Below are 23,488 nucleotides of genomic sequence, written 5' to 3' on the forward strand. Positions count from 1 at the left end.
ACAGCATGCGGGCCTGCCCGCTCGCCACCCTCCGCAACTGGTCGGGATACATCTCTGATGCATACGGGTCAGGCGCGAGCTATTGCGCCTCAGCCCGCAACAACTTCATAGGGTGCATCAAACCAGAATTCCTCCAGATTGGCGCCATCGCCGATCCGGTCCACGACCGCAAACAGGCCCGGCGCATGTAGCGGCGTCAGCACCCCGTGCCAGGTGCCGCGATGATAGTTCACAGCCTGCCCCGGCCGGGTCACAAAGGCACGCGGCCGCCCCGGTTTGCCACTGTCATCCAGCGCCACGATGACAAGAAACGGCTGGTGCGTCATTGGAATGAATGCCTGACTGCCTTCCGGATGCCTCTCGACCATGTCGAGTTGATAAGGCAACGCGCGGGGGTTGGCATCGAACAGGCTGATCCCGGCGCGGCCATCGCCGAAATCCAGCTCTGCGCGATCATGGTATCGACCGCATTGGCCCTGATTGATGATCTTGTCCGGCGCGCCGGACAATTCAATCAGGTCCCCGAAAGGCGCAAACACCGCCGCCGAAATCGGCTCGATCACGATCTGCCGGGTCATGACGGCAGCAGATCCTGCAAGCGGAACTCGGCTATACGCTCGACCTGACGGCAGGCCTCGGCAAATTCTGTTTCCCGATCCTGATCAATGCGCCGTTCGAAGGCACGCAAGATCGAGGTTTTGTCATGATCCCGAACCGCGATGATGAACGGGAACCCGAATTTCTCGGTGTAACGTGCGTTCAGTTCTGTAAATGCCGCTTTCTCGTCATCTGTCAGTGCGTCCAGACCGGCCGAGGCCTGTTCGGACGTGCTTTCCTGTGTCAGCCGTTTGGCCTGTGCCAGTTTACCTGCAAGGTCCGGATGCGCCGTCAGAACACCCAGCCGTTCATCTTCGGAAGCGGACCGGAACACACGGGTCAATGCGTTGTGCACTCCTCCGGCAGTATCGTGTGCCGGTCCAAGCTCCAGATCATATGCCCGCTCGGCAATCCACGCGGAATGTTCGAAAATACCACCATATGAAGCAACGAATTCATTCTTCTCCATCTCAGACGGCCTGACACGCTCCGCAGGCGGATGCATCGCGGCCCAGTGTTCCGCGATATCCAGCCGTGTGGCAAACCAGACGTCGGAAAACCCGCGCGCGTAGTCCAGGAAGCGCTTCAGCGCCATCACACGTCCCGGCCGCCCGATCAGACGGCAGTGCAACCCGATGGACAGCATCCTGGGAGATCCGGCCTCGCCTTCCGAATAGAGCGTATCGAAACTGTCTTTTAGATAGGCAAAGAACTGATCGCCGGAGTTGAACCCTTGCGGCGTGGCAAAACGCATATCGTTGCAGTCCAGCGTGTAAGGAACAATCAACTGATCCCGCCCGCCTGTTTGAATCCAATAGGGCAGATCGTCCGCATAAGTATCGGCGACATAGGCGAACCCACCCTCTTCGGCTACCAGTCTCACTGTATTCTCGGAACACCGTCCGGTGTACCAGCCGTGCGGGCGTTCACCGACGACTTCCGTGTGGAGACGCACGGCCTCTTCTATCTGGGCGCGTTCTTCGTCCTCGGGCATATCCTTATGTTCAACCCATTTCAGCCCGTGACTGGCGATCTCCCACCCGGCCGCCTTCATCGCGGCAACCTGATCGGGAGATCGTGCCAATGCGGTCGCCACACCATAAACCGTGACAGGTAAATCCTTCATCAACCGATGCAGCCGCCAAAACCCCGCGCGGGCGCCATACTCATAGATCGATTCCATGTTCCAGTGGCGCTGACCGGGCCATTGCGCCGCGCCCACGATCTCGGACAGGAACGCCTCGGACGCCGCATCGCCGTGAAGAACGCAGTTTTCGCCCCCTTCCTCGTAATTCAGCACGATCTGAACGGCCAGCTTTGCACCGCCGGGCCATTGCGCATCTGGCGGGTTGGCTCCGTATCCGATCATGTCACGGGGGTAACGTGGGGGCTGCATAGCGTCTTCCATTCCGGTTTGGTGTTTCGACAGCATTAGCCTAGAAATGCGCGGGGGATTATCAAATCAATCCGAACGCTGTTTCCGGTTCTTTCGGCATTTCAACTGTTTTGATGTTTGTTCCACACTGTGGCAAACCAAAAAAGCCAATCAACGGAGATCCCCATGGCAGGCTATCTGACGACCCATGTACTGGACACGGCCCGCGGTTGCCCTGCCCAGGGGTTAAAAATCGCGCTCTACAAAGTGTCCGGGAACTCTCATCAATTGCTGGTCGAGATGGAGACCAACTCTGACGGGCGCACCAACAGCCCGATCCTGCCTCAGGCAGACTTTGAAACCGGTACGTACGAGTTGATCTTCTTCGCCGGGGATTACCTGCGCGCAACCGGTCAGGACGGGGACGATCCCCTGTTTCTGGATCAGGTTCCAATACGGTTCGGCATGTCGGACCCCGACGCCCACTACCATGTACCCTTGCTGCTGTCGCCCTACGGCTATTCAACATATCGCGGCAGCTGATCCATATACAGATGCTCTCCCGCCCGTCGGACGCCCCCTTCGGGATCGCCTCCCGTTAGGCCAGGCGCCACGCCTTTCAGGCGCGGCGCGGGAGTGCCCTGCGAAATCATTGCTTCCACGACACATTTCGCAACCGCGCCGCAGCCTAACGCTGCACAGCGCCTATACGGCGCAAGCAGGGGCGGGAGCCTTTGCTACTCTGTTTTTTCCGAGTTTCGGACGACCTTGCCGATATGCGAGACCATAAAATCCATGAACAGTCGCGCTTTGGGGTCCTGATGACGACGATGGGTATACAGGCAGGCCATCTGAACCGGCACCGGTGGCATTTCTTCGGCAACGGTAACAAGCCTGCCAGCCTTCAAATGCTCGGCCACCTCGAATACCGGCTTCATGGCGATCCCCTGCCCCGACAAGGCCCAATCCGTCAACACATCGCCATCGTCACATTCGAACCGGCCCGAGACGGCGAATCGTTTCGCGCCTTCCGGCGTTTCCAGCATCCACTGGAACTCGGTCGCGCCTGGAAACCGCAAATTCAGACATTCATGCCCGCCTGAGATAAGGTCAGCACCGGTGCGAGGCATGCCCCGCCGCTTGACGTAATCCGGCGCGGCGCACAGTACGCGCTGGCAATCTGCGATTTTCCGGATTCTCAGCGTGCTGTCCTCGGGCTGGCCGATGAAAAAGGCCAGATCGAGCCCCTCGGTCGTCAAATCAACAGCTCTGTCCGTTAATCGCAACCGGACGTCAATCTCGGGATATTCCGACAAAAATTCAGGCACATGCGGTGCAAGCAGCCTTCGCCCGACACCCAGTGGGGCGGCCACGAACAGCGACCCGCGCGGGGCCTCGGTCAGATGCATGACCTGCGCCTCGGCTTCATCCACCGCGTCCAGAACCGACACGGCGCCTGGATAAAAAGCTCGTCCCTGCTCGGTCGGTGTCAGGTTTCGGGTCGTGCGCTGGAACAGACGCACGCCAAGATGGTCTTCCAACTGAGAAATCCGCGCCGAGGTCACCGCAGGTGAAATGCGCAGATCCCGCCCGGCCGCAGACATGCTGCCCAGATCATAAACCCTGACGAAGGTACGGATATTGTCGAGATAGGACATCTTATCGTTTTTTTTGATACAGTTTGACAATATACGGGAATACCGAAGAAAAGCCCACTTGCCTAGTGTGACGGCAAGCAATCGGAGACCTCTGAAATGTACGACTTCGCCGTGTTCTGGGACTGGATGGCATTTGCCGTGCGCTGGCTGCACGTCATCACCGCAATCGCCTGGATCGGATCATCCTTTTACTTCATCGCACTGGACCTTGGCCTGAACCGCAATATCCCCGGCCCCGCTGACGGAGAAGAATGGCAGGTTCACGGAGGTGGGTTCTACCATATCCAGAAATATCTGGTTGCCCCCGAGCGGATGCCGGATCACCTGACCTGGTTCAAATGGGAAAGCTATGCAACGTGGCTCAGCGGTGCAGCGCTGCTGATGATCGTCTATTGGGTCGGTGGAGAGCTGTATCTGATCGACGCGCAGAAAGCCGATCTGGCGCTGTGGCAGGGTATCCTGATCTCGGCGGCTTCTTTGACCATTGGCTGGCTGATCTACGACTTCCTGTGCAAATCCGGCCTGGGCGAACGCCCGACGCTTCTGATGCTGCTTCTGTTCGTCCTCCTGGTGGCGATGGGCTGGGGCTACAACCAGATCTTCACCGGACGGGCGATGATGCTGCATCTGGGTGCCTTCACCGCCACGATCATGACGGCAAACGTTTTCTTCGTCATCATGCCGAACCAGCGCATCGTGGTGGATGACCTCAAGGCCGGTCGCACACCCGACCCGAAATACGGCAAGATCGCCAAGCTGCGCTCGACCCACAACAACTACCTGACGTTGCCAGTCGTGTTCCTGATGCTGTCGAACCACTATCCGCTGGCTTTTGCGACGGAATACAACTGGATCATTGCCGCACTGGTCTTTCTGATGGGTGTCACCATCCGGCACTACTTCAACACCCGCCACGCCCGCGCAGGCAACCCGACCTGGACCTGGCTGGTCACCGCGTTGCTGTTCATCGCCATCATGTGGCTGTCGACCGCACCGATGTACAAACCTCTGGAAGAGGCCGAGGCGCAACCGCTTACGCCCTATGAACAGAAATTCGCCGCCGCCGACGGATTTGAAGAGGCACATGACATAGTTCTGGGCCGTTGCTCCATGTGCCATGCGCGAGAACCGGTCTGGGAAGGGATCCTTTGGGCGCCAAAAGGTGTATTGCTGGAAACCGAAGGCGACATCGCCCGCAATGCCGAACAAATCTACCTTCAAGCCGGCGTCACCCATGCCATGCCGCCTGCCAATGTGACATTCATGGAGCCCGAGGACCGCGAAGTCATCATACGCTGGTTCCGCAGTGTCGGACTGTAATGCCGGGGCCTGCCGACCACAGGGCGGACAATTCTCATGCTCTGACGCATAAGGACTTCCCCTGAATGCAATCAAATGCTCTAAGATGAAGTCAACTCGCCGCTATCAAGGTTTTTGCGGCAATAATGATTTCGACCTGGGGCAGTTGGTATCACATGATGATGGGGAGCAGGCCGCGCGGTGTTCTGAGATACTGGCTGTTTGGTGCCGTGGCCGCCCTTGTTCCGAGCCTGTCCGCGGCTTTGGAAATCACCCTGACAGCCCCCGGCGCGTCGAAGGACCTGATTGAGCGATTAAAGGAAACTTCTTCAGTATATACGGCGGATTCGCGCGGTCTGGATACCTCGCTTGAGATTTTGTCTGCCGCGCTTTCAGACTACCGGACCATCGTACAGATCATGTATGACGAAGGTTACTTCGGCCCGGTCGTCAGCATCAAGCTGGACGGAAGAGAGGCCGCGGATATCAACGCGCTTGACGCTCCGGCTCAGTTCCAACGTGCAACAATTTCTATTACGCCCGGACCGACGTATCGCTTTGGGTCAGCTATCGTACAACCGCTGGCACCGGATACCGAGTTGCCGGATGAGTTCGCCACAGGCAAATTGGCAACAACTGGTGCCATTCAGCAAGCCACATCAGCAGGCGTGCAAGGATGGAAGAATGTCGGCCACGCCAAAGCGGATGTTGAGGATCAGAAAGTCATTGCGCGTCACGCACAGGCGCGATTGGATGCCGAGATCGATCTGGCACCTGGACCGCGCCTGACCTTCGGGAAAATGATCATCCACGGCGACTCCAGAGTACGCCACCGCTCCATCGAAAAGATTGCCGGATTTCCCTCGGGTGAGGTCTATTCGCCGCAAGAACTGCAAAAAGTCGGCACCCGCCTGCGGCGTACCGGTACATTCAGCACGGTTTCCATCAAGGAACGGGACACGTCGAACCCCGACGGAACGTTGGATTTCGACGCCACGTTCGAGGATTTGCCTCCGCGGAGGCTGACGTTCGGCGTCGAAATCGCTTCGCGGGATGGGGTCGATGTGACCGCGACCTGGACGCATCGGAATGTCTTCCGACGCGCCGAGAGGCTGCGGTTCGAGGCGGCACTCCGCAATATTGGCGGGTCGGAGGATCTGGATGGTCGCATAGGTCTGCGACTGGACCAGCCTGACCGGCTTGGCCCGGATGACAACACATTCTGGAGCGCCCTGCTGGAGCGGCGCAATACCGACAACTACAACGTGTCTGTGGCATCGCTTGCCTATGGTGCGCGGCGTACGTTTTCTGATCGGCTTTATGCCGAGGCGTCAGCCGGCTTTCAGTGGTCGGATGCAGACGACGCCTACGGCTCAGGGCGGAAGTTCAGGTACTTCATCCTGCCGCTCCGTTCGGAATGGGACCAACGGGACAGTAAGGTCAGTGCTACGCGCGGCTTCTATCTAGACTCACAGGTAATGCCATTTGTCGGGCTGTCCGGAACCGACACCGGTTTGAGGCTGTTCTTCGACGGGCGTGCTTACAATGATCTGGGCACCAGCGGCCGATTGGTTCTGGCCGGACGGGTGCAACTGGGTTCGGTCATCGGGCCACCAGCTGATGGAGTAACTCCGGATTTTCTGTTCTTCTCAGGCGGCGCAGGCACCGTACGCGGTCAACCCTTCGAAAGCCTCGGTATCCCTGTCGGAACGGGCGTGGCAGGCGGCAAATCGTTCCTTGGCTTTTCCGGCGAGGTGCGTGGCCGCGTGACCGAAACGCTGTCTCTAGTCGGTTTCTATGACTACGGAACCGTCGACATTTCATCCTTTATTGGCAGCGGTGCCGAATACCATGCAGGTGCCGGTATCGGTGTTCGCTACGACCTGGGCGGATTTGGCCCGTTAAGGTTTGACCTGGCCTTCCCGGTTCAGGGCAATACCGGGGACGGGTTACAGTTCTATATCGGGATCGGGCAGGCCTTTTGACACGCCGTATCGCATATCCACTGCTTATCGCCTCGGTGGCGATGGCCATGCCCGTGCCTCTGGCGGCGCAGGATGACGGCGGCGGCAGCATGATCGAACGGTTTCTGCAGGACACTTTGTCGGGTGACGACCAGAATGTCCGCGTCATCGGCCTGCAAGGCGCGCTGAGTTCACGCGCCACGATTCAGGAAATCACGGTCGCCGACGATGAAGGCATCTGGCTGACCATCAAGAACGCAGAACTGGACTGGAACCGCCTGGCGCTGATCCGGGGGCGGTTCTCGGTCAATGCCCTGACGGCTGAAGAGATCGACGTCGCCCGGGCTCCGGGTACGACGACCAAGGAAACTCCTCCGCCCTCGGCTGAAACCCAGCCGTTCCAGCTTCCGGAGCTGCCGGTTTCGATCGAGATCGGGGAACTGCGCGTCGACGACCTGTCTTTGGGTGAGCCGTTGATTGGCGTCGCCGCCGACCTGCAGGTAAATGGAAACCTGACACTTGCGGATGGGGCATTGAACACGTCTCTGGATATCGACAGGCTTGACCGGGCCGGTGACACAATTGATCTGACTGCCGGGTTCAGCAATGAAAGTCGCCAGATCGACCTGGACCTGACCGTAACCGAAGCCTCGGGCGGGCTGATTGCCACCGCCCTGGGCATTCCCGACAGCCCCCCTATCGGTCTTACGGCAAAAGGATCCGGCCCGGTAAACGACTTTACCGCTGATATCGGACTCAGCAGTGACGATCAGCCGCGCGTGACGGGTCAGGTTCGGTTGCGAGCCGCCCCGACAGCGGCCGCCAGTGCAGATGACGGAATCGCGTTCACAGCCGATCTGGGTGGTGATCTGACACCATTTTTGGCCGAGAACATGGATTCGTTCTTTGGCACCGACACGAAACTATTCGTCGATGGCTTGACGCACCCTGATGGCGCACTGGACATCACGGACATTGAAATCACCGCACAAGCGCTCAAGCTCGAAAGCCAGCTGAGCCTTGCGGCAGGTGGAAAACTGCAATTGCTGGCTGTGCAAGGCCGGATTACCCCTCCGGAAGGCGACAGCGTTGTGCTGCCCATAAGCGGGGGCAAGACCTCTATCGGAGCGGCACAAGTATCCGCGCTGTTTGATGCCAAGAACGGCAACCTGTGGGACCTGAGCCTGACAGCGAATGACGTCTCGGCGGAGCAGTTGAACCTCAACCGCGCGCAGATAACGGGCCAGGGGACGCTGGATCAAAGCAGCGGACTGAGCGTAGATGGCGACCTTCAGGCAGCACTTGATGGCATCGACATGTCAGACCCAGCACTAAACTCCGCTATCGGAGATCGCGTGACGCTGGATGGTCAGTTCGACTATGGCGCAGATCAGTCCTTGCAGCTTTCCGGTTTCGAACTTGTCGGCAGCGACTATGCGTTGGCTGCTGATGCCATTATCAGCGGGCTAGCCACCGGATTGCAGGTCGATGGCTCGGCGTCTTTACAAGCCACGGAATTAAAACGGTTTTCGGATCTGGCCAAGCTCGACTTGGGCGGCAAGGCCTCGATCAGAGTTGAGGGAAACGGTTCGCCTCTCGAAGGCAGTTTCGACGGCAAGCTGGTCGTGAATGGCAGCAACCTGTCCACCGGCCGCAACGACATCGACCCGGTGATCGACGGGGAGACGGAAATCACGCTGGACGCCAAGCGCGACTCGGATGGCATCACCATCCGCGACTTTTCGATCACGTCCGAGGAATTGACCGCGCAGGCCAGCGGCGATGTCACGACCCCGAACGGAAACCTGACGCTGGACGGTCAGGCCAGCGTTGATGCAAGTGACTTGTCGATTTTCTCGGGGCTTGCGCAGCAGAATCTCAGCGGCGCGGTTCAGGCAAAACTGGACGGCAAGGGCTCCTTGCAATCGCTGGAGTTCGACGGCACGGCCAACGTGACCGGTGACAATATCCAAACCGGATTGGCCCAATTTGATCCGTTGCTGATGGGTCAGGTGAGCATTGAAATTGATGGCACCAAAACCGGCGATCTGATCACGATCCGTAATGCCACAGTGAACAGTCAGGCCGTGAATGCGCAAGTCGCGGCCACAATTGACGATCCCGCCGGAAACCTGAGCGTCGATGGTCAGGCGCGACTGGATGCGCCGGATCTCTCGCTGTTTTCAGGACTGGCAGGGCGCGATCTTGCTGGATCTGTCATGGCAAACGTGACCGGGAATGCCGCGCAGGGCAGCAAACTCTTCGACATTCAGGGCAGTGTTTCGGCGGATGACATTGCAACTGGCATCGATATGGTGGACGCGCTGACTCAAGGGCGTACAACCTTGACAGTCGATGCCGTGAATGACGATCAGGGTCTGAACATTCGAACGTTCCGCCTGAATGGTACGGCACTGACCGCCACGGCGTCCGGTCAACTGGACCGCGACGCCGGAGGTTTGAGTTTTTCGGCTGAACTCGACAATTTGGGGCGTCTCTCCCCCGCGCTTTCCGGCCCTATGAAGCTGGACGGGAACGTTGCACCAACCGGGTCGGGGCTGGAAGGCACTGCCAGACTGCAAGGCCCCGACAGTTCCTACGCCAACCTGACGGGTACGGTCGAAACCGACGGATCGGCCGATCTCGACTTCGAAGCCCGGTTTAACCGGATCGAGCGGTTCGTGTCCGAGTTCCCCGGCACGGTTTCGGCAAACGGTACCGCAAAGCGGGACTCAGGCGTCTGGACAATCGATGCGAAGGCAGAAGGCCCTGCACAGATCAACACCACTGTCGCGGGAACTTTTGACGAAGGCAGCGGCACAGCGGATCTGGCCATGCGGGGTGGCGTGAACATCGGTATCGTCAACGCATTCATATCGCCCAACAATATAGATGGAACCGCGAGTTTTGATCTTGCCCTGAAAGGTGCCCCGTCGCTCGGCGCGATAAGCGGCACTATCTCCACCTCCGGCACCTCCGTCGCCATTCCGAATGTGGGACAGACCATCACGGGGATCGGAGGGTCGGTCAACATAGCACAAAGCCGCGCTACGATATCGCTGCAGGGCGGAGTACGCGCCGGGGGTGGTTTCACGGTCAGCGGGCCGGTCGAATTGACGCCCCCGTTCAACGCGCAGATTACCACCGCGCTGAACAACCTCGTGCTCACCGATGACCTGCTGTACGAAACCACTTTGAACGGACAGATTGCGCTGAACGGCGCATTGACGGGCAACAGTTCACTGGCCGGGCAGATCAATTTCGGCGAGACCAATATCAATCTCGCCGCTGCCGGTGGCGCCGTTGGTGCCGCACCCATCCCGCCGATTGTGCATGTCAACGAAAGCAATGCCAGTTTCGTGACCCGTGAACGCGCGCAACTGGTCGAAACCGAAGAGAAAAGCAAAAGCAACTCGCGCATCTCGCTGGACATAGGGCTGCTCGCCCCCAAGGCGGTTTTTGTACGTGGGCGCGGTGTGAACGCAGAACTGGGAGGGCGCATTCAGATTGGCGGAACTACAACGTCGGTGGTTCCATCCGGCCAAATTGAACTCATCCGAGGCAACATCGACATTCTCGGTCGCCGCCTGGCGCTGACCAAGGGCCTGGTCACGCTGCAGGGTGACCTGACGCCTTATATCGAGTTCGAATCTTCGACCAGCACGTCGGATGGCACAGCCACGATTGAAATCGCCGGTCCGCTGGATTCGCCCGAGGTCGACGTGTTTTCCGACCCTGAGCGCCCAACGGAAGAAGCCTTGGCCATGCTGCTGTTCGGCAACCGTTTTTCCGAGCTTTCACCATTTGTCATCGCCCAGATGGCGGCGTCGCTGGCACAGCTGAGCGGTGCAGGTGGTGACGCAACCAAGGGTGTGCGCGAGGCAACCGGGCTGGACACAATCGATATCGGCGCATCAGAAGGAGGCGCAGGCCGACTGGGTGCGGGAGCTTACCTGAGCGACAACCTCTACACCGACTTCACCGTCAACACGGAAGGCGATACCGAGGTGAACCTAAACCTGGACGTGACCGACAACTTCACCGTTCGGGGCACGGTGGACGGTCGGGGCGAAACCGGTATCGGCCTGTTCTTCGAGCGGGACTATTAGCGCCAAGACCGTCCAACACCCGTCACTTGCGCCGAATACCGATTGGTTGTCCGATCTGGGGTGCAGGTTCCAAATGCTGGTGGTCTTCGACCATCTGCGCCAAACGCGCAATCGCCCAATCCGGATAGGCAGTGGATCGCCCGGTGGCATGGCTGACATTCATGAAAATCACTTCCTGCGTCGCACAAACCTGATCATTGCCGGATGAAATCATCTGGGCAAAGTAGTGCCCGCGTTTTTGATCTGCATCCAGCATGCGGAAATGAAAGTGGAATTCCTCATCCGCACGGATTTCCCGGAGGAATTGAAGATGCGATTGAAGAACATACGGCCCCTGCCCCAACGCCTGCACCTGCGCCTCACCCAGGCCCAACTGGCCGACCAGCACTTTTTCAAACGCCATATCAAAAACGACGCCGTAGTACCCGACGTTCATGTGGCCGTTATAGTCGATCCATTCAGGCTGTACCGTGAATCCTGTGACCTCAACCGGCGCCGCATATGGGCCGTCATGCCCGCCATGTGGATTAGTCATTGCCTGCATCCTTCATTCGCTTGGTTCGTCCAGATCATCAAAGATTGCAACGGCCCGGACAAAGCCTGCGGAGGCGCCTTTGATCTTGTATGGGAAGCAAGAGATTTCAAACCCTGTCGGCGGAAGGTCTTCAAGGTTGGTCAGTTTCTCGATATGGCAGTAGCCGATGTCCATCGAGGCGCGGTGTCCCTCCCAGATAGTCGAAGGATCTTGCGTTTCCGCGTATTCCTGCGCCGTCAGTGGGAACGGGGCATCCCAACTCCAGGCATCCGTACCGGTCACGCGAACGCCGCGCCCGGTCAGGTACAGCGTCGCCTCACGACCGATCCCACAACCTTTCATAAGATAGTCAGGCTCGCCATAACGCGTCCCGGCTGAAGTATTGACCACGACAATATCCAGCGGCTGTAACTCATGGCCAATGCGCTTCAGTTCAGCCTCGACATCCGCAGCGGTGGCGACATAGCCATCGTCGAAATGACGGAAATCCAGTTTCACACCGGGGTTCATGCACCATTCCAGCGGTACTTCGTCGATGGTAATCGCCCGCTCGCCTTTGTTCATGGTCGAATGATGATGATAGGGCGCGTCCAGATGAGTGCCGTTATGCGTGGCGATCTGCAGACGTTCTATGGCCCAGCCTTCCCCACCGGGCAGGTCCTCTTTTTTCAGTCCGGGGAAGAACGCCATGACCTGTTCGGCTGTTTGTTCATGGGTCATGTATTCGATTATAGGCAACATGATCGGCGGATCGGATACGATGCCGGTTTCCAATGGTACGGACAGATCGACAAAGCGGCGCGGCATGAACTCCTCCGGGGCTGGATGCCGCCACAGGGTTGGCCGCGCGCAACCTGCTGTCAAGACGTGAAAAAGGCGACCCAACTGGGCCGCCTAATCCTGCTTCGTGAGTGGTAGTGGTATTACTCCGCCGCGATGGCGTCTTCGATTTTTTCGACCCGGATGGCCGAGAATTTGAACTCGGGGATCTTGCCATAAGGGTCGATGGCCGAGTTGGTCAGTATGTTCGCCGCCGCCTCGACATAGGCAAACGGGATGAAAACCATATCCTCGGCAATGGCCCGGTCAGCACGCACCATGATCTCGATGGACCCGCGACGGGTGGTCAGGCGGATCGTCTCGCCCGGTTCGATCCCCATCAGCTTCAGCGTGCGGGGATTCATCGAGCAGTTCGCCTCGGGCTCAACCGCGTCCAGTACATTGGAGCGGCGTGTCATCGAACCGGTGTGCCAATGCTCCAGCTGACGGCCGGTGGTGGCAATCATCGGGTATTCATCATCCGGGGCTTCATCCGGTGGGATGATGCTGGCTGGTGTGAATCTAGCCCTGCCGTCCGCCCGCGGGAAACCGTCGCCAAACACAATCGACTGACCCGGATCAGTCTCGCTGAGCGAGGGGTAAGTGATCGACTCGGTCTCAAGCCGTTCCCAAGTGATGTTGTCCAATGACTCCATTGTCAGCTTCATCTCGGCAAAGACTTGGGACACATCGGTATAGTCCCAATTCAGCCCGATCCGCTGTGCCAGTTCGACGGTGATCGCCCAATCCTCACGCGCCTCACCCGGAGGCGCCACGGCAGGGCGTACCCGCTGAACCTGACGGTTGGTGTTCGATACCGTGCCGTTCTTTTCGTACAGCGCCGAGGCAGGCAGGATGATGTCGGCATAGTTTGCCGTTTCGGTCAGGAAGATGTCCTGCACGATCATCAGATCCAGCTTGGCCAATGCCTCACGCGCGTGGCCCACGTCCGGGTCGGACATGGCCGGGTTTTCACCCAGAATATACATGCCCTTGATGTTGCGCGCATAGATCTGGTCGATGATCTCGGTGACGGTCAGGCCCTTCTCGTTCGAGAAATCGTCGGACCCCCAAACTGAGGTGAACTGAGCCCGGATATTGTCATCCGTGACGGTCTTGTAGTCCGGCAAGAACATCGGGATCAGGCCCGCATCGGATGCCCCCTGCACGTTGTTCTGACCGCGCAGCGGATGCAGACCCGCGCCGGGCTTGCCGACATTCCCGGTCATCAGAGCCAGCGAAATCAGGCAGCGTGAGTTGTCGGTGCCGTGGATGTGCTGGCTGACGCCCATGCCCCAGAAGATCAGGCCGGCCTTGGCCTGCGCAAAGGTGCGGGCGACACGGCGGATTTGATCCGGTTCAATGCCGCAGATCGGGGCCATCGCCTCGGGCGTGAACTGGCGCAGGTGCTCTTTCTCGGCTTCCCAGTTCTCGGTCCAGCGGTGGATGTACTGGCTGTCGTACAGCTCTTCCTCGACGATCACGTTCATGATCGCGTTGAGCATCGAGACATCGGCACCGGGACGGAACTGCAGCATTTCATCAGCAAACTTGCGCATACCGACGCCGCGCGGGTCCATCACGATCAACTTACCGCCGCGTTTGGTGAACTGCTTGAAATAGGTCGCGGCAACAGGGTGGTTTTCGATCGGGTTGGCCCCGATGATGATCGCCACATCTGCGTTCTCGATCTCGTTGAAGGTCGCGGTCACAGCGCCAGACCCGACGTTCTCGATCAGAGCCGCAACGGACGACGCATGGCAAAGACGGGTGCAGTGGTCGACGTTGTTGTGCTTGAAGCCCTGACGGATGAACTTCTGGAATAGGTACGCTTCTTCGTTGGTGCACTTGGCCGAGCCAAAGCCCGCAACACTGCGCGGGTCTTCGTCGCGCAAGGCTTTCAGCTTGGTCGCGGCCAGATCCATCGCCTCTTCCCACGTCGCTTCGCGGAAATGGGTCGACAGGTTGCCCGGATCAACGTTCAGACCTTTGGCTGGTGCGTCCTCACGACGGATCAGCGGTTTGGTCAGGCGGTGCGGATGGTGGATGTAGTCGAAACCGAACCGGCCTTTTACGCACAGACGGCCTTCGTTTGCGGGGCCGTTGATGCCCTCGACATACTTGACCTTGCCGTCCTTGACCTTCAGCGAGACTTTGCAGCCCACGCCGCAGAACGGGCAGACGCTTTCGGTTTCGCTGTCGTAGTCCTTGCTGTCGCCCTGCTGCTTGTCGTCCAGCACGGTGGCGGGCATCAGAGCACCGGTCGGGCAGGCCTGAACACATTCACCGCAGGCCACACAGGTTGAATCACCCATCGGGTCGTTCTGATCGAACACCACTTGTGCGGTGTGACCACGACCTGCCATGCCGATCACGTCATTCACCTGCACGTCACGGCAGGCGCGGACGCAGAGATTACAGTTGATGCAGGCATCCAGATTGACTCGCATCGCAACGTGGCTGTCATCCAGCAGCGGGATTTTCTCGGGCTCTTTCGCCGGGAAACGGCTGTCGCTGACATCGTTCAGCTTGGCCATGTCCCAGAAATGGCTTGAGGCGTCATGTGCCTCTTCCGGCTGATCGGCGACCAACAGTTCCATCACCATGGCGCGCGATTTCTCGGCGCGGTCGGTGTCGGTCTTGACCACCATCCCCTCGGCCACCGGTCGGATACACGAGGCGACCAGCGTACGTTCGCCTTCCACCTCGACCATACAGGCGCGGCAGTTGCCGTCGGGTTTGTAGCCGGGTGCCGGCTTGTGACACAGGTGCGGGATCACCAGTCCACGGCCATTGGCCGCGTCCCAGATCGTGGTGCCCTCGGGCACGGTGACGTCATCGCCGTTCAGGTTGAAGGTGACGGTCTTGGTTGGGCTTGCATCAAGCATGGCTCTGTCTCCCTCAGATTTCGTCAGCGAAGTGTTTCATGACCAGGCGGATCGGGTTCGGGGCCGCCTGCCCCAGACCGCAGATCGAGGCATCGCCCATGACCTGACACAGATCTTCCAGCAGGTCCTGATCCCACTTGTCGGCCTGCATCAGCTTCACCGCCTTTTCACAGCCCGCCCGGCAGGGCGTGCACTGGCCACAGCTTTCATCTTCGAAGAACCGCAACATGTTCAGTGCCGCATCGCGGGCGGTGTCCTGATCGGACAGAACCACAACCGCAGCGGACCCGATAAAGGTGCCCAGCGGCTGAAGGGTGTCAAAGTCGAGCGGGACGTCGTCTATCGTAGAGGGGAGAAGACCTGACGACGGCCCGCCCGGTTGATACGCCTTGAACGCATGACCTTCGGCCATGCCGCCGGCGGCATCAATCACGTCAAGAATGGTCGAGCCTGCGGGCAGCAGGTAAACGCCCGGCTTTGCCACCCGACCCGAGACCGAATAGCTGCGCAGGCCCTTACGGCCATTCTTTTCTGTGCTGTTCAGGCACTCAGGCCCCTCGCGGCACACTTTGGTGACCCAATAGAGGGTCTCGACATTGTGCACCAAGGTCGGGCGATTAAAGACCCCAACCTGCGCCACGAACGGAGGACGGTGGCGCGGCAGGCCCTTCTTGCCTTCAATCGACTCGATCATCGCGGATTCTTCTCCGCAGATATAGGCGCCAGCACCGCGGCGCAGGTCGATATAGCCTTTCTCGACAATCCCGGCCTTTTCCAGCGCAACGATCTCGCGGCGCAGAATTTCCAGCACCGCAGGGTATTCGTCGCGCATGTAGATGAAGCAGGTCTCAGCCTCAACCGCCCAGGCGGCGATCAGCATCCCTTCGAGGAAGACATGCGGCGTGCGCTCCAGATAGTAGCGGTCCTTGAACGTACCGGGTTCGCCTTCGTCCCCGTTCACGGCCAGATAACGCGGGCCTTCGTTCATCCGAACAAAGCCCCATTTCTTGCCGGACGGGAAGCCAGCACCGCCCAGACCGCGCAGGCCCGAGGCCAGGACATCTTCCTGCACCTTCTCCCAGTCGCCACCGTCGCGCAGCTCTCTCAGCTTGGCGTAGCCGCCGTTTGCCTCATAGGCGGCAAAGTTCTCGTAGTCGGGCAAATGCGCGTGGGTATCATCGGTCGCAATCGCGGCCTGCACCTTTTCGGGGGTCGCGTGGTCGATATGGTTGTGGCCGATCTCAAGTACCGGAGCGGTGTCGCAGCGGCCCATACAGGGCGCGCGCACCACTCGGACCTTTGCTGGGTCCAGCCCATCTTCCAGCGCTTTTTGCAGCTGCTGGGCACCTGCCATCTCGCAAGACAGAGAATCACAGACACGGATCGTCAGCGCGGGCGGAGGGGTTTCACCCTCTTTCACCACATCGAAGTGGGCGTAGAAAGTCGCGGTCTCATAGATTTCAGCCTGACCGATGCGCATCTCGACCGCCAAAGCGGCGATATGGTCGGAACTGATATGGCCGTGTTCGTCCTGAATCAGATGCAGGAATTCGATCAGCAGATCCCGGCGGCGCGGGCGATCGCCCAGCAGGCGATGAATCTCAGCCTGCGCCTCATCCGTGAACTGACGGCCTTTGGGCGTGTGCCGCCCTTTGCCTTTACCTGACTTCCAGACGCCCTTGGGTGCGCCTGATGGCTTGGTGTCTAATGGTGCCATGATGCCCTCCGATTGAGGCCCCGTGTCTCATCAGAATATCATATCGTCAAATCGCCAAATTCAATCGCACGATAACGACAGTTTATCACCGCAAAGACGTCACCACGGCGCGCAACGCCTCGACTGTCGGCAATTCAGGGTCTCGGGTCAGCGTCGCCAGACAAATCGGTTTGCTTACAACCGGATCGACCAGAGGCAGCACCTTCGTCCCCTTCAAATCACCCAGCGCCCGGACCAGAACGCGGGGAACAACCGTGGCCGCCAGCCCCTCACGCGCCATGACCATCGAGGCGGTAAAGCCGCTGGTTTCCGCGACCACGTGAGGATGCAACCCCTGTTCAGCAAAAATACGGTCGAGGATGCGACGGTTCTGCATCTGCGGCTCCAGAAGGCTGATCGGGAATTCGGCGACCTGGGCCCAAGGGATCGGACCGGTTTCTTTGGTCATGTGCGACGGGACCAGCAGCACATAGGTCTCTTCGTACAATGGCTGCACCTGTCGCAGGTCTGTGCCGATGCTGTCGCCATAGGTGATGCCTGCGTCCAGACTGCCCTCGTCCAGCCGATGCTGGATGGCCGAGGCCGACATGGTTTCGATACGAGTCAAGATACGCGGATGAGCCTGTTGCAGGCGCTTGATCAGCCGTCCGGTGAACGCGATCGCCGTGGGGATCACGCCCAGAATCAACGTGCCAGTGATCTCTCCACGCGCCGCCAGCACCTGCTGTTCCAGCGCCTTGGTATCGTCGAGGATACGGCGCGCGCGCTGAACGATCATTTCGCCTTCCTCGGTCAGGCCCTGAAACCGATTGGCACGACGCACGATGGAAACCCCCAACCGGTCTTCAAGGTTGCGGATGCGCATCGAGAATGCAGGCTGAGAAATCCCGCATTCCTCTGCCGCCTTGGCAAAATGGCGGTGCCGCGCAAGGGCAGTCAGGAGTTCCAGGTCGCGGAGGTCGATCATACTGTCTTTGCTCAACTTGGTCAGAAGCGCACAGTAGCGCGTTTGCGGCGTGGCGAAAGCTCTAGTTGTAATCCGCCTATGGCATTGAGCCGAGTAGTGCGGTTTCTTCTATTTAAATGAGCGCGCTATCGTGATCAGGAGTCGACATAGCGGGCGGAGGACATCAATGGTCAGAAATCGTATCGGCTTGAATATGCGTATTTGGACGCTGGTGGTGTTGCTGGCCTTTATGGCAGGAGGAACTTCCATGGCACAAGAGAACAACATTTTTACATCAAAGAACCTGTCTCGACAGGCCGTTGAAATGTGGGCTGCCGACGCCACTATTGACGAGTCAATATTTGCCGAGAACTACCAAAACCATCAGGCACCATTGGCCACTGGCGGCACCGGAACCGTCGATTTGACCACCTGGGCTGGCATTGTCCGGGAAAACCACAAGGCATTTCCTGACCTGCAGGTCGAAATTTTTACACAAATCGCCGAAGGTGATCGCGTGTCCACCCATTGGCGCTTTTTTGGGACCCAGCAAGGTCCATATCTCGGCACGCCTGCCTCAGGCCGTCAGGTTAGCTGGACCGGAGTTCAGATCGACCGGATCGCAGATGGAAAAATCGCGGAAAGCTGGGTCGTCTGGGACTATTTCACGCTGCGACAAGCGCTGGGATTGGGAAACTAGGGTCAGATACTCGAGTACGACCACTTTCTAAGGATCTGTGAACTCAAGCAGTGCTCAGGTGTTGAACAGGAAGTGCATCACGTCGCCATCCTTGACGATGTAGCCCTTGCCCTCGGCCCGCATCTTGCCGGCTTCTTTCGCCCCTTGCTCGCCATTGGCGGCGATGTAATCGTCATATGCGATTGTCTCGGCCCGGATGAAACCCTTCTCGAAATCGCCGTGGATCACACCAGCGGCCTGCGGGGCGGCGGTGCCGGTGCGGATGGTCCATGCCCGGGCCTCTTTTGGGCCGACAGTAAAATAGGTTTCCAATTTCAGCAGGTCGTAACCGGCGCGGATCAGACGGTCGAGGCCGGGCTCGTCCAGACCCATCTCTTCCAGGAACATCTGCGCTTCGTCCTCTTCCAGCAGGCTGATCTCTTCTTCGATCTTGGCGCTGATGATGACATGCGCGTTGCCCTGCGCCGCTGCCATCTCGGCAACTTTGGCTGAATACTCGTTGCCCTCGGCGGCCTCTTCTTCCGACACGTTGCAGACATAGAGCACCGGTTTGGTGGTCAGCAGCTGCAGCATTTTCCATGCCTTGGCGTCTTCGTCGGAAACTTCGACCAGCCGAGCAGGTTTGCCGTTTTCCAGCATCTCTTGCGCCGTGGCCAGCAAACGATCCTGCTGTTGCGCCTCTTTGTCATTGCCCTTCAGCTTGCGCACCAGGTTGGCCCGGCGCTTTTCGATGCTTTCCAAGTCGGCCAGCATCAGCTCGGTCTCGATGGTATCGGCGTCGGCCACCGGGTCGACGCGACCATCGACGTGGGTCACATCGCCATCTTCGAAACAACGCAGAACATGGGCGATGGCATCGGTTTCGCGGATGTTGGCCAGAAACTGGTTGCCCAGCCCCTCGCCTTTGGACGCACCTTTCACCAAGCCAGCGATATCCACAAAAGTCATCCGGGTCGGAATGATCTGTTTCGAGCTGGCAATCGCCGCCAGTTTATCCAACCGGTCGTCGGGAACCGCAACGTCGCCCACATTGGGCTCGATGGTGCAAAACGGGAAATTCGCCGCCTGAGCAGCCGCGGTTTTGGTGAGCGCGTTGAAGAGGGTCGATTTGCCCACATTCGGCAAACCCACGATTCCCATTTTAAAGCCCATGACGGTCTCCTGATGCCATTCGAGCGCTGCTTCTATGCAGGTCCGCGTTGATACGCAAGCCGGACAGAAGGAACATCCACAATGTCTAATTTTGCAACATCACAAAGACGTTGGAAAAACGTGAGCTTGCACAGATTGAAAACTGCGCTTTATGGTCACCACTAAACTGTTAAGAGCAATTAAGTAGTGAAGAAAATGAAATACCTTGTCGTTTCGGCTGCATTGTTGGCAGCCACCACGTCCGCACATTCTCAATCCCTGATATTCGGGGCGGGCTATGCCGATTTCTCTGACAGTCAATCTGAAGATCAGGCGATCTTTTCGCTGGAATACCAGCATCAGCCATTTCATGAGGCCACCAGATTCAGCGCAACATGGGGGGCGGCGTTGTCCATAGACACGGATGGCGACACCCATATCGGAGCTGGCTTGATCGGAATCTACGCATTCTCGGACCGCTGGTTTGTCGAAGGCAGTGTCATGCCCGGATATTTCAGCGAGGCCGACGAGTTGAACGATCTGGGTGGCAGCTTTCAGATCCGCAGTCTTTTGGGTTTGGGGTATACGCTGAACAATGGCAACAAAATCTCTGTGGCCATCACCCATAAATCCAATGCCAGCACGCAGGAAGAAAACCCGGGCGTAAACTCTTTGCTCCTGCGGTATCATTACGCCTTCTGACACCGCTCTGCTGGTGCGGGATTGATTTTCGGGCAAAGTTTCTGCACATCAGGTTCAAACCCGAGTGCAAGGACATCTGATGACCCGTATCGACGCCAAATTCGCTGCTCTGAAAGACGAGGGCAAGAAAGCCTTTGTCGCTTATATCATGGCAGGAGATCCAGACTTTGAAACTTCGCTGGAGGTTGTAAAGGGCCTGCCCGGGGCCGGTGTCGATGTTATAGAATTGGGTCTGCCCTTCACCGATCCCATGGCGGACGGCCCGACCATTCAGGCCGCAGGACAACGGGCGCTGGACTCTGGCATGACGCTGCAACGCACCCTGGACCTGGCGCGCGCCTTCCGCGAGAGCGACGAAACCACCCCAATTGTTCTGATGGGGTACTACAACCCGATCTACAACCGGGGCGTCGACACGTTTCTGGCCGACGCCAAGGAAGCCGGGATCGACGGTCTGATCGTTGTCGACCTGCCCCCAGAAGAAGATGACGAGCTGTGCCTGCCAGCGCAGGCGGCCGGATTGAACTTTATTCGTCTGGCTACGCCGACGACCGACGACAAGCGCCTGCCGCGCGTTCTGCAGAACACGTCGGGCTTTGTCTATTATGTTTCGATCACAGGCATCACCGGCGCGGCCGAGGCACAGGCAACCGATGTGGGTCCCGAGGTTTCGCGGATCAAAGCGGCCACCGATCTACCCGTCATTGTCGGGTTCGGCATCAACACGCCGGAAAAATCCAAAGCCATCGCCAGTGTCGCTGATGGTGCAGTTGTGGGCTCTGCCATCGTAAGCCAGATCGGCGCGGGCAAACCCGCCAGCGAGGTGCTGGATTTCGTCAAGACCCTCGCAGATGGGGCCCACGCTGCCTGAAAAATACTTCAATCCGATAGGATTGGTGCACCGCGGTTGGCCTTGGCCTGCCGCGGTTTTGTTTTACACCTGTATCAGCGCGGCAACCAACCGCATAACTGCCAAGTTGCGGTCGGTTGGAATAATTGGTAAAGAAACCTAACCAATATTGCGAAAGCCGGAACTCATGCCCGTCATCACCAATATCCAGGACCTAAAACGGATTTACGAACGCCGCGTGCCGCGGATGTTCTTCGACTATGCCGAAAGCGGCAGCTGGACCGAGCAGACGTTTCGCGAGAACACCACAGATTTCGAGGATGTCCGGCTGCGCCAACGGGTTGCTGTGGATATGTCCGGGCGAACGACTGCTTCCCAGATGATCGGGCAGGACGTCGCGATGCCCGTCGCACTGGCGCCAGTGGGTCTGACCGGCATGCAGCACGCCGATGGTGAGATCAAAGCCGCAAAGGCCGCCGAAGAATTCGGCGTGCCGTTCACCTTGTCGACCATGTCAATAAACTCCATCGAAGATGTCGCCGAAGCCACGTCCAAGCCTTTCTGGTTTCAGTTGTACACCATGAAGGACCAGGATTACGTCAGTCGTCTGATACAACGCGCCAAGGATGCCAAGTGTTCGGCGCTGGTGATCACCCTGGACCTGCAGATTCTGGGACAAAGGCACAAGGACCTGAAGAATGGCCTGTCAGCCCCGCCAAAGCTGACGGCCAGGACCATCGCCAACCTTATGACGAAATGGTCATGGGGTATTGAGATGCTGGGGGCCAAGCGGCGCGAGTTCGGTAACATTGTAGGCCATGTCGACACGATCACTGACACCCGTTCGCTGGGCACCTGGACGGCGGAACAGTTCGACCCAAGCCTGGATTGGAAAAAGGTCGAAAAACTGATGGAGCAATGGGGCGGAAAGGTGATCCTCAAGGGTATACTTGACGCCGAGGATGCCAAAATGGCTGCAAAGCTGGGGGCCGATGCCATCGTCGTCTCTAACCATGGTGGGCGGCAACTGGACGGCGCGCTCAGTTCCATTCGTGTATTGCCGGAAATCATGGATGCGGTCGGAAGTGACGTCGAAGTCCATCTGGACAGCGGTATCCGGTCCGGTCAGGACGTACTTAAAGCGTTGGCTCTGGGGGCCAAAGGTACATTCATTGGCCGGGCTTACATCTATGGGCTTGGCGCCATGGGGCAAAAGGGCGTGACCACCGCGCTTGAAGTCATCCAGAAGGAGCTTGATACAACCATGGCGCTGTGCGGTGAACAGAATATTGACGGCCTGGGCCGGCATAATCTGCTCGTACCCGAGGATTTTGGCGGGCGCTGGCAGGACTGATCCGCATACCGTTCCGAAAGCTGTAAAAACCCCTTTCCAATTGCAATGAATCAAGTTATGGACGCGGCTTCACGCGGGCATACAGCCTTGGAGGATGCCCGCCCTTACATTGGAGATTTATCATGGCTGGTGAGATTCCTGATCTCGTAGCTCTGGAACGGACGGGGACAGGCAAGGGCGCCGCTCGTCAGGCACGCCGCGACGGCATGGTTCCGGGCATTGTTTTTGGTGGCGACAAAGATCCGCTGCCGATCCAGATCCCGTTCAACGAACTGTTCAAACGACTGAAAGCGGGCCGGTTCAAGTCGACCCTGTTCAACCTGAAGGTCGAAGGCCAGGAAGACGTCCGCGTCATCTGCCGCGACGTGCAGCGTGACATCGTCAAAGACCTGCCGACCCATCTGGACCTGATGCGCCTGCGTCGGACCACCAAGATCGCGCTGTTCATTCCTGTTGAGTTCATCAACGAAGAAGCGGCCCCCGGAATCAAGAAGGGTGGCGTTCTGACCGTTGTCCGTCCGGAAGTTGAACTGGTCTGCACCGCGGGTGACATTCCTGAGAAGATCACCGTTGATCTGACCGGCATGGAGATCAACGACGTTGTGACCATTTCGTCGGTTGAATTGCCCGTCGGCACCAAGCCGACCATCGACCGTGACTTCGTGATCGCGAACGTCTCGGCACCGAGTGGTCTGTCGACCAGCGATGACGAGGAAGAAGGCGAAGAAGTTGCAGCCGATGAAGTCGAAGTCGTCGGCAAGGAAGACGGCGAAGGCGAAAGCGAAGAATAGCTCCGGCCTCAGTCATCCGGATCATCAAACGGGGTTCTTCTGGAGCCCCGTTT

Annotated in this window: 18 protein-coding genes; 9 read left to right on the forward strand and 9 right to left on the reverse strand. The window is 58.5% G+C overall.

Annotated features, from left to right (window positions below; genetic code table 11):
• Positions 1 to 89: 89 nt before the first annotated feature.
• Both AC2TDJ_RS07525 and puuE read right to left on the reverse strand, forming a co-directional pair.
• On the reverse strand, positions 90 to 578 hold the full coding sequence (locus AC2TDJ_RS07525; protein ID WP_480840806.1) for an ureidoglycolate lyase: 489 nt from the start codon (positions 576 to 578) through the stop codon (positions 90 to 92).
• Complete coding sequence (gene puuE / locus AC2TDJ_RS07530; RefSeq protein ID WP_480841433.1) at positions 575 to 1,993, reverse strand: allantoinase PuuE; 1,419 nt, start codon at positions 1,991 to 1,993, stop codon at positions 575 to 577. The genes AC2TDJ_RS07525 and puuE overlap by 4 nt, the downstream gene beginning before the upstream one ends.
• A 165-nt stretch (positions 1,994 to 2,158) precedes the next feature.
• Between puuE and uraH the strand changes: the two genes are divergently transcribed.
• Complete coding sequence (gene uraH, locus AC2TDJ_RS07535; protein ID WP_480840808.1) at positions 2,159 to 2,515, forward strand: hydroxyisourate hydrolase; 357 nt, start codon at positions 2,159 to 2,161, stop codon at positions 2,513 to 2,515.
• A gap of 194 nt (positions 2,516 to 2,709) precedes the next feature.
• On the opposite strand, the gene AC2TDJ_RS07540 is transcribed toward uraH, so the two are convergent.
• Positions 2,710 to 3,630: a LysR family transcriptional regulator gene (locus AC2TDJ_RS07540; RefSeq protein ID WP_480840810.1), complete on the reverse strand. Its 921-nt coding sequence runs from the start codon at positions 3,628 to 3,630 to the stop codon at positions 2,710 to 2,712.
• Between the two features lie 96 nt (positions 3,631 to 3,726).
• Here AC2TDJ_RS07540 and AC2TDJ_RS07545 point away from each other — a divergent pair, with 96 nt between their 5' ends.
• From AC2TDJ_RS07545 to AC2TDJ_RS07555, 3 genes are all read left to right on the forward strand, one after another.
• Positions 3,727 to 4,950, forward strand: a complete 1,224-nt coding sequence (locus AC2TDJ_RS07545; protein WP_480840812.1) for a urate hydroxylase PuuD — start codon at positions 3,727 to 3,729, stop codon at positions 4,948 to 4,950.
• A gap of 125 nt (positions 4,951 to 5,075) precedes the next feature.
• Complete coding sequence (locus AC2TDJ_RS07550; RefSeq protein ID WP_480840814.1) at positions 5,076 to 6,914, forward strand: autotransporter assembly complex protein TamA; 1,839 nt, start codon at positions 5,076 to 5,078, stop codon at positions 6,912 to 6,914.
• A complete protein-coding gene (locus AC2TDJ_RS07555; RefSeq protein WP_480840816.1) occupies positions 6,911 to 11,002 on the forward strand; it encodes a translocation/assembly module TamB domain-containing protein in 4,092 nt (1,363 codons plus the stop codon). Before AC2TDJ_RS07550 ends, AC2TDJ_RS07555 begins: the two co-directional genes overlap by 4 nt.
• Before the next feature lie 22 nt (positions 11,003 to 11,024).
• Here the strand turns inward: AC2TDJ_RS07555 and AC2TDJ_RS07560 are convergent, their stop codons facing one another.
• The 5 genes from AC2TDJ_RS07560 to AC2TDJ_RS07580 all read right to left on the reverse strand — a co-directional run bounded on the left by AC2TDJ_RS07560 (position 11,025) and on the right by AC2TDJ_RS07580 (position 17,928).
• The gene (locus AC2TDJ_RS07560; RefSeq protein WP_480840818.1) at positions 11,025 to 11,537 is read right to left on the reverse strand and encodes a thioesterase family protein; all 513 of its coding nucleotides are present in this window, start codon (positions 11,535 to 11,537) and stop codon (positions 11,025 to 11,027) included.
• A 12-nt stretch (positions 11,538 to 11,549) separates the two neighbouring features.
• Positions 11,550 to 12,344: a cyclase family protein gene (locus AC2TDJ_RS07565; protein ID WP_480840820.1), complete on the reverse strand. Its 795-nt coding sequence runs from the start codon at positions 12,342 to 12,344 to the stop codon at positions 11,550 to 11,552.
• Positions 12,345 to 12,460: 116 nt separating this feature from the next.
• Positions 12,461 to 15,244: a formate dehydrogenase subunit alpha gene (fdhF, locus tag AC2TDJ_RS07570; protein WP_480840822.1), complete on the reverse strand. Its 2,784-nt coding sequence runs from the start codon at positions 15,242 to 15,244 to the stop codon at positions 12,461 to 12,463.
• A gap of 13 nt (positions 15,245 to 15,257) precedes the next feature.
• Entirely contained in the window at positions 15,258 to 16,961 is a 1,704-nt protein-coding gene (locus AC2TDJ_RS07575; protein WP_480840823.1) for an NAD(P)H-dependent oxidoreductase subunit E, read from the reverse strand.
• Positions 16,962 to 17,046: 85 nt separating this feature from the next.
• Complete coding sequence (locus AC2TDJ_RS07580) at positions 17,047 to 17,928, reverse strand: LysR family transcriptional regulator (RefSeq protein ID WP_480840825.1); 882 nt, start codon at positions 17,926 to 17,928, stop codon at positions 17,047 to 17,049.
• Positions 17,929 to 18,094: 166 nt separating this feature from the next.
• Here AC2TDJ_RS07580 and AC2TDJ_RS07585 point away from each other — a divergent pair, with 166 nt between their 5' ends.
• On the forward strand, positions 18,095 to 18,607 hold the full coding sequence (locus AC2TDJ_RS07585) for an ester cyclase (protein WP_480840827.1): 513 nt from the start codon (positions 18,095 to 18,097) through the stop codon (positions 18,605 to 18,607).
• Positions 18,608 to 18,661: 54 nt separating this feature from the next.
• On the opposite strand, the gene ychF is transcribed toward AC2TDJ_RS07585, so the two are convergent.
• Positions 18,662 to 19,759, reverse strand: a complete 1,098-nt coding sequence (gene ychF, locus AC2TDJ_RS07590; protein WP_480840829.1) for a redox-regulated ATPase YchF — start codon at positions 19,757 to 19,759, stop codon at positions 18,662 to 18,664.
• A 195-nt stretch (positions 19,760 to 19,954) separates the two neighbouring features.
• Between ychF and AC2TDJ_RS07595 the strand changes: the two genes are divergently transcribed.
• The 4 genes from AC2TDJ_RS07595 to AC2TDJ_RS07610 all read left to right on the forward strand — a co-directional run bounded on the left by AC2TDJ_RS07595 (position 19,955) and on the right by AC2TDJ_RS07610 (position 23,435).
• A complete protein-coding gene (locus AC2TDJ_RS07595; RefSeq protein ID WP_480840831.1) occupies positions 19,955 to 20,440 on the forward strand; it encodes an acyloxyacyl hydrolase in 486 nt (161 codons plus the stop codon).
• A 79-nt stretch (positions 20,441 to 20,519) separates the two neighbouring features.
• Positions 20,520 to 21,311, forward strand: coding sequence for a tryptophan synthase subunit alpha (gene trpA / locus AC2TDJ_RS07600; RefSeq protein WP_480840833.1), 792 nt, complete (start codon positions 20,520 to 20,522; stop codon positions 21,309 to 21,311).
• Positions 21,312 to 21,477: 166 nt separating this feature from the next.
• Entirely contained in the window at positions 21,478 to 22,644 is a 1,167-nt protein-coding gene (locus tag AC2TDJ_RS07605) for an alpha-hydroxy acid oxidase (protein ID WP_480840835.1), read from the forward strand.
• A 122-nt stretch (positions 22,645 to 22,766) separates the two neighbouring features.
• Complete coding sequence (locus tag AC2TDJ_RS07610; protein WP_480840837.1) at positions 22,767 to 23,435, forward strand: 50S ribosomal protein L25/general stress protein Ctc; 669 nt, start codon at positions 22,767 to 22,769, stop codon at positions 23,433 to 23,435.
• Positions 23,436 to 23,488: the final 53 nt, after the last annotated feature.

Source organism: Ruegeria sp. HKCCD6647-2 (assembly GCF_057221075.1).

Coding starts and splice junctions, on each gene's coding strand:
- AC2TDJ_RS07525 (WP_480840806.1), bottom strand. CDS start 578: ATGACCCGGCAGATCGTGATCGAGCCGATTTCGGCGGCGGTGTTTGCG.
- fdhF (WP_480840822.1), bottom strand. CDS start 15,244: ATGCTTGATGCAAGCCCAACCAAGACCGTCACCTTCAACCTGAACGGC.
- uraH (WP_480840808.1), top strand. CDS start 2,159: ATGGCAGGCTATCTGACGACCCATGTACTGGACACGGCCCGCGGTTGC.
- AC2TDJ_RS07580 (WP_480840825.1), bottom strand. CDS start 17,928: ATGATCGACCTCCGCGACCTGGAACTCCTGACTGCCCTTGCGCGGCAC.
- AC2TDJ_RS07610 (WP_480840837.1), top strand. CDS start 22,767: ATGGCTGGTGAGATTCCTGATCTCGTAGCTCTGGAACGGACGGGGACA.
- AC2TDJ_RS07545 (WP_480840812.1), top strand. CDS start 3,727: ATGTACGACTTCGCCGTGTTCTGGGACTGGATGGCATTTGCCGTGCGC.
- ychF (WP_480840829.1), bottom strand. CDS start 19,759: ATGGGCTTTAAAATGGGAATCGTGGGTTTGCCGAATGTGGGCAAATCG.
- AC2TDJ_RS07575 (WP_480840823.1), bottom strand. CDS start 16,961: ATGGCACCATTAGACACCAAGCCATCAGGCGCACCCAAGGGCGTCTGG.
- AC2TDJ_RS07540 (WP_480840810.1), bottom strand. CDS start 3,630: ATGTCCTATCTCGACAATATCCGTACCTTCGTCAGGGTTTATGATCTG.
- AC2TDJ_RS07595 (WP_480840831.1), top strand. CDS start 19,955: ATGAAATACCTTGTCGTTTCGGCTGCATTGTTGGCAGCCACCACGTCC.
- AC2TDJ_RS07560 (WP_480840818.1), bottom strand. CDS start 11,537: ATGACTAATCCACATGGCGGGCATGACGGCCCATATGCGGCGCCGGTT.
- AC2TDJ_RS07585 (WP_480840827.1), top strand. CDS start 18,095: ATGGTCAGAAATCGTATCGGCTTGAATATGCGTATTTGGACGCTGGTG.
- AC2TDJ_RS07565 (WP_480840820.1), bottom strand. CDS start 12,344: ATGCCGCGCCGCTTTGTCGATCTGTCCGTACCATTGGAAACCGGCATC.
- puuE (WP_480841433.1), bottom strand. CDS start 1,993: ATGCAGCCCCCACGTTACCCCCGTGACATGATCGGATACGGAGCCAAC.
- trpA (WP_480840833.1), top strand. CDS start 20,520: ATGACCCGTATCGACGCCAAATTCGCTGCTCTGAAAGACGAGGGCAAG.
- AC2TDJ_RS07605 (WP_480840835.1), top strand. CDS start 21,478: ATGCCCGTCATCACCAATATCCAGGACCTAAAACGGATTTACGAACGC.
- AC2TDJ_RS07550 (WP_480840814.1), top strand. CDS start 5,076: ATGATTTCGACCTGGGGCAGTTGGTATCACATGATGATGGGGAGCAGG.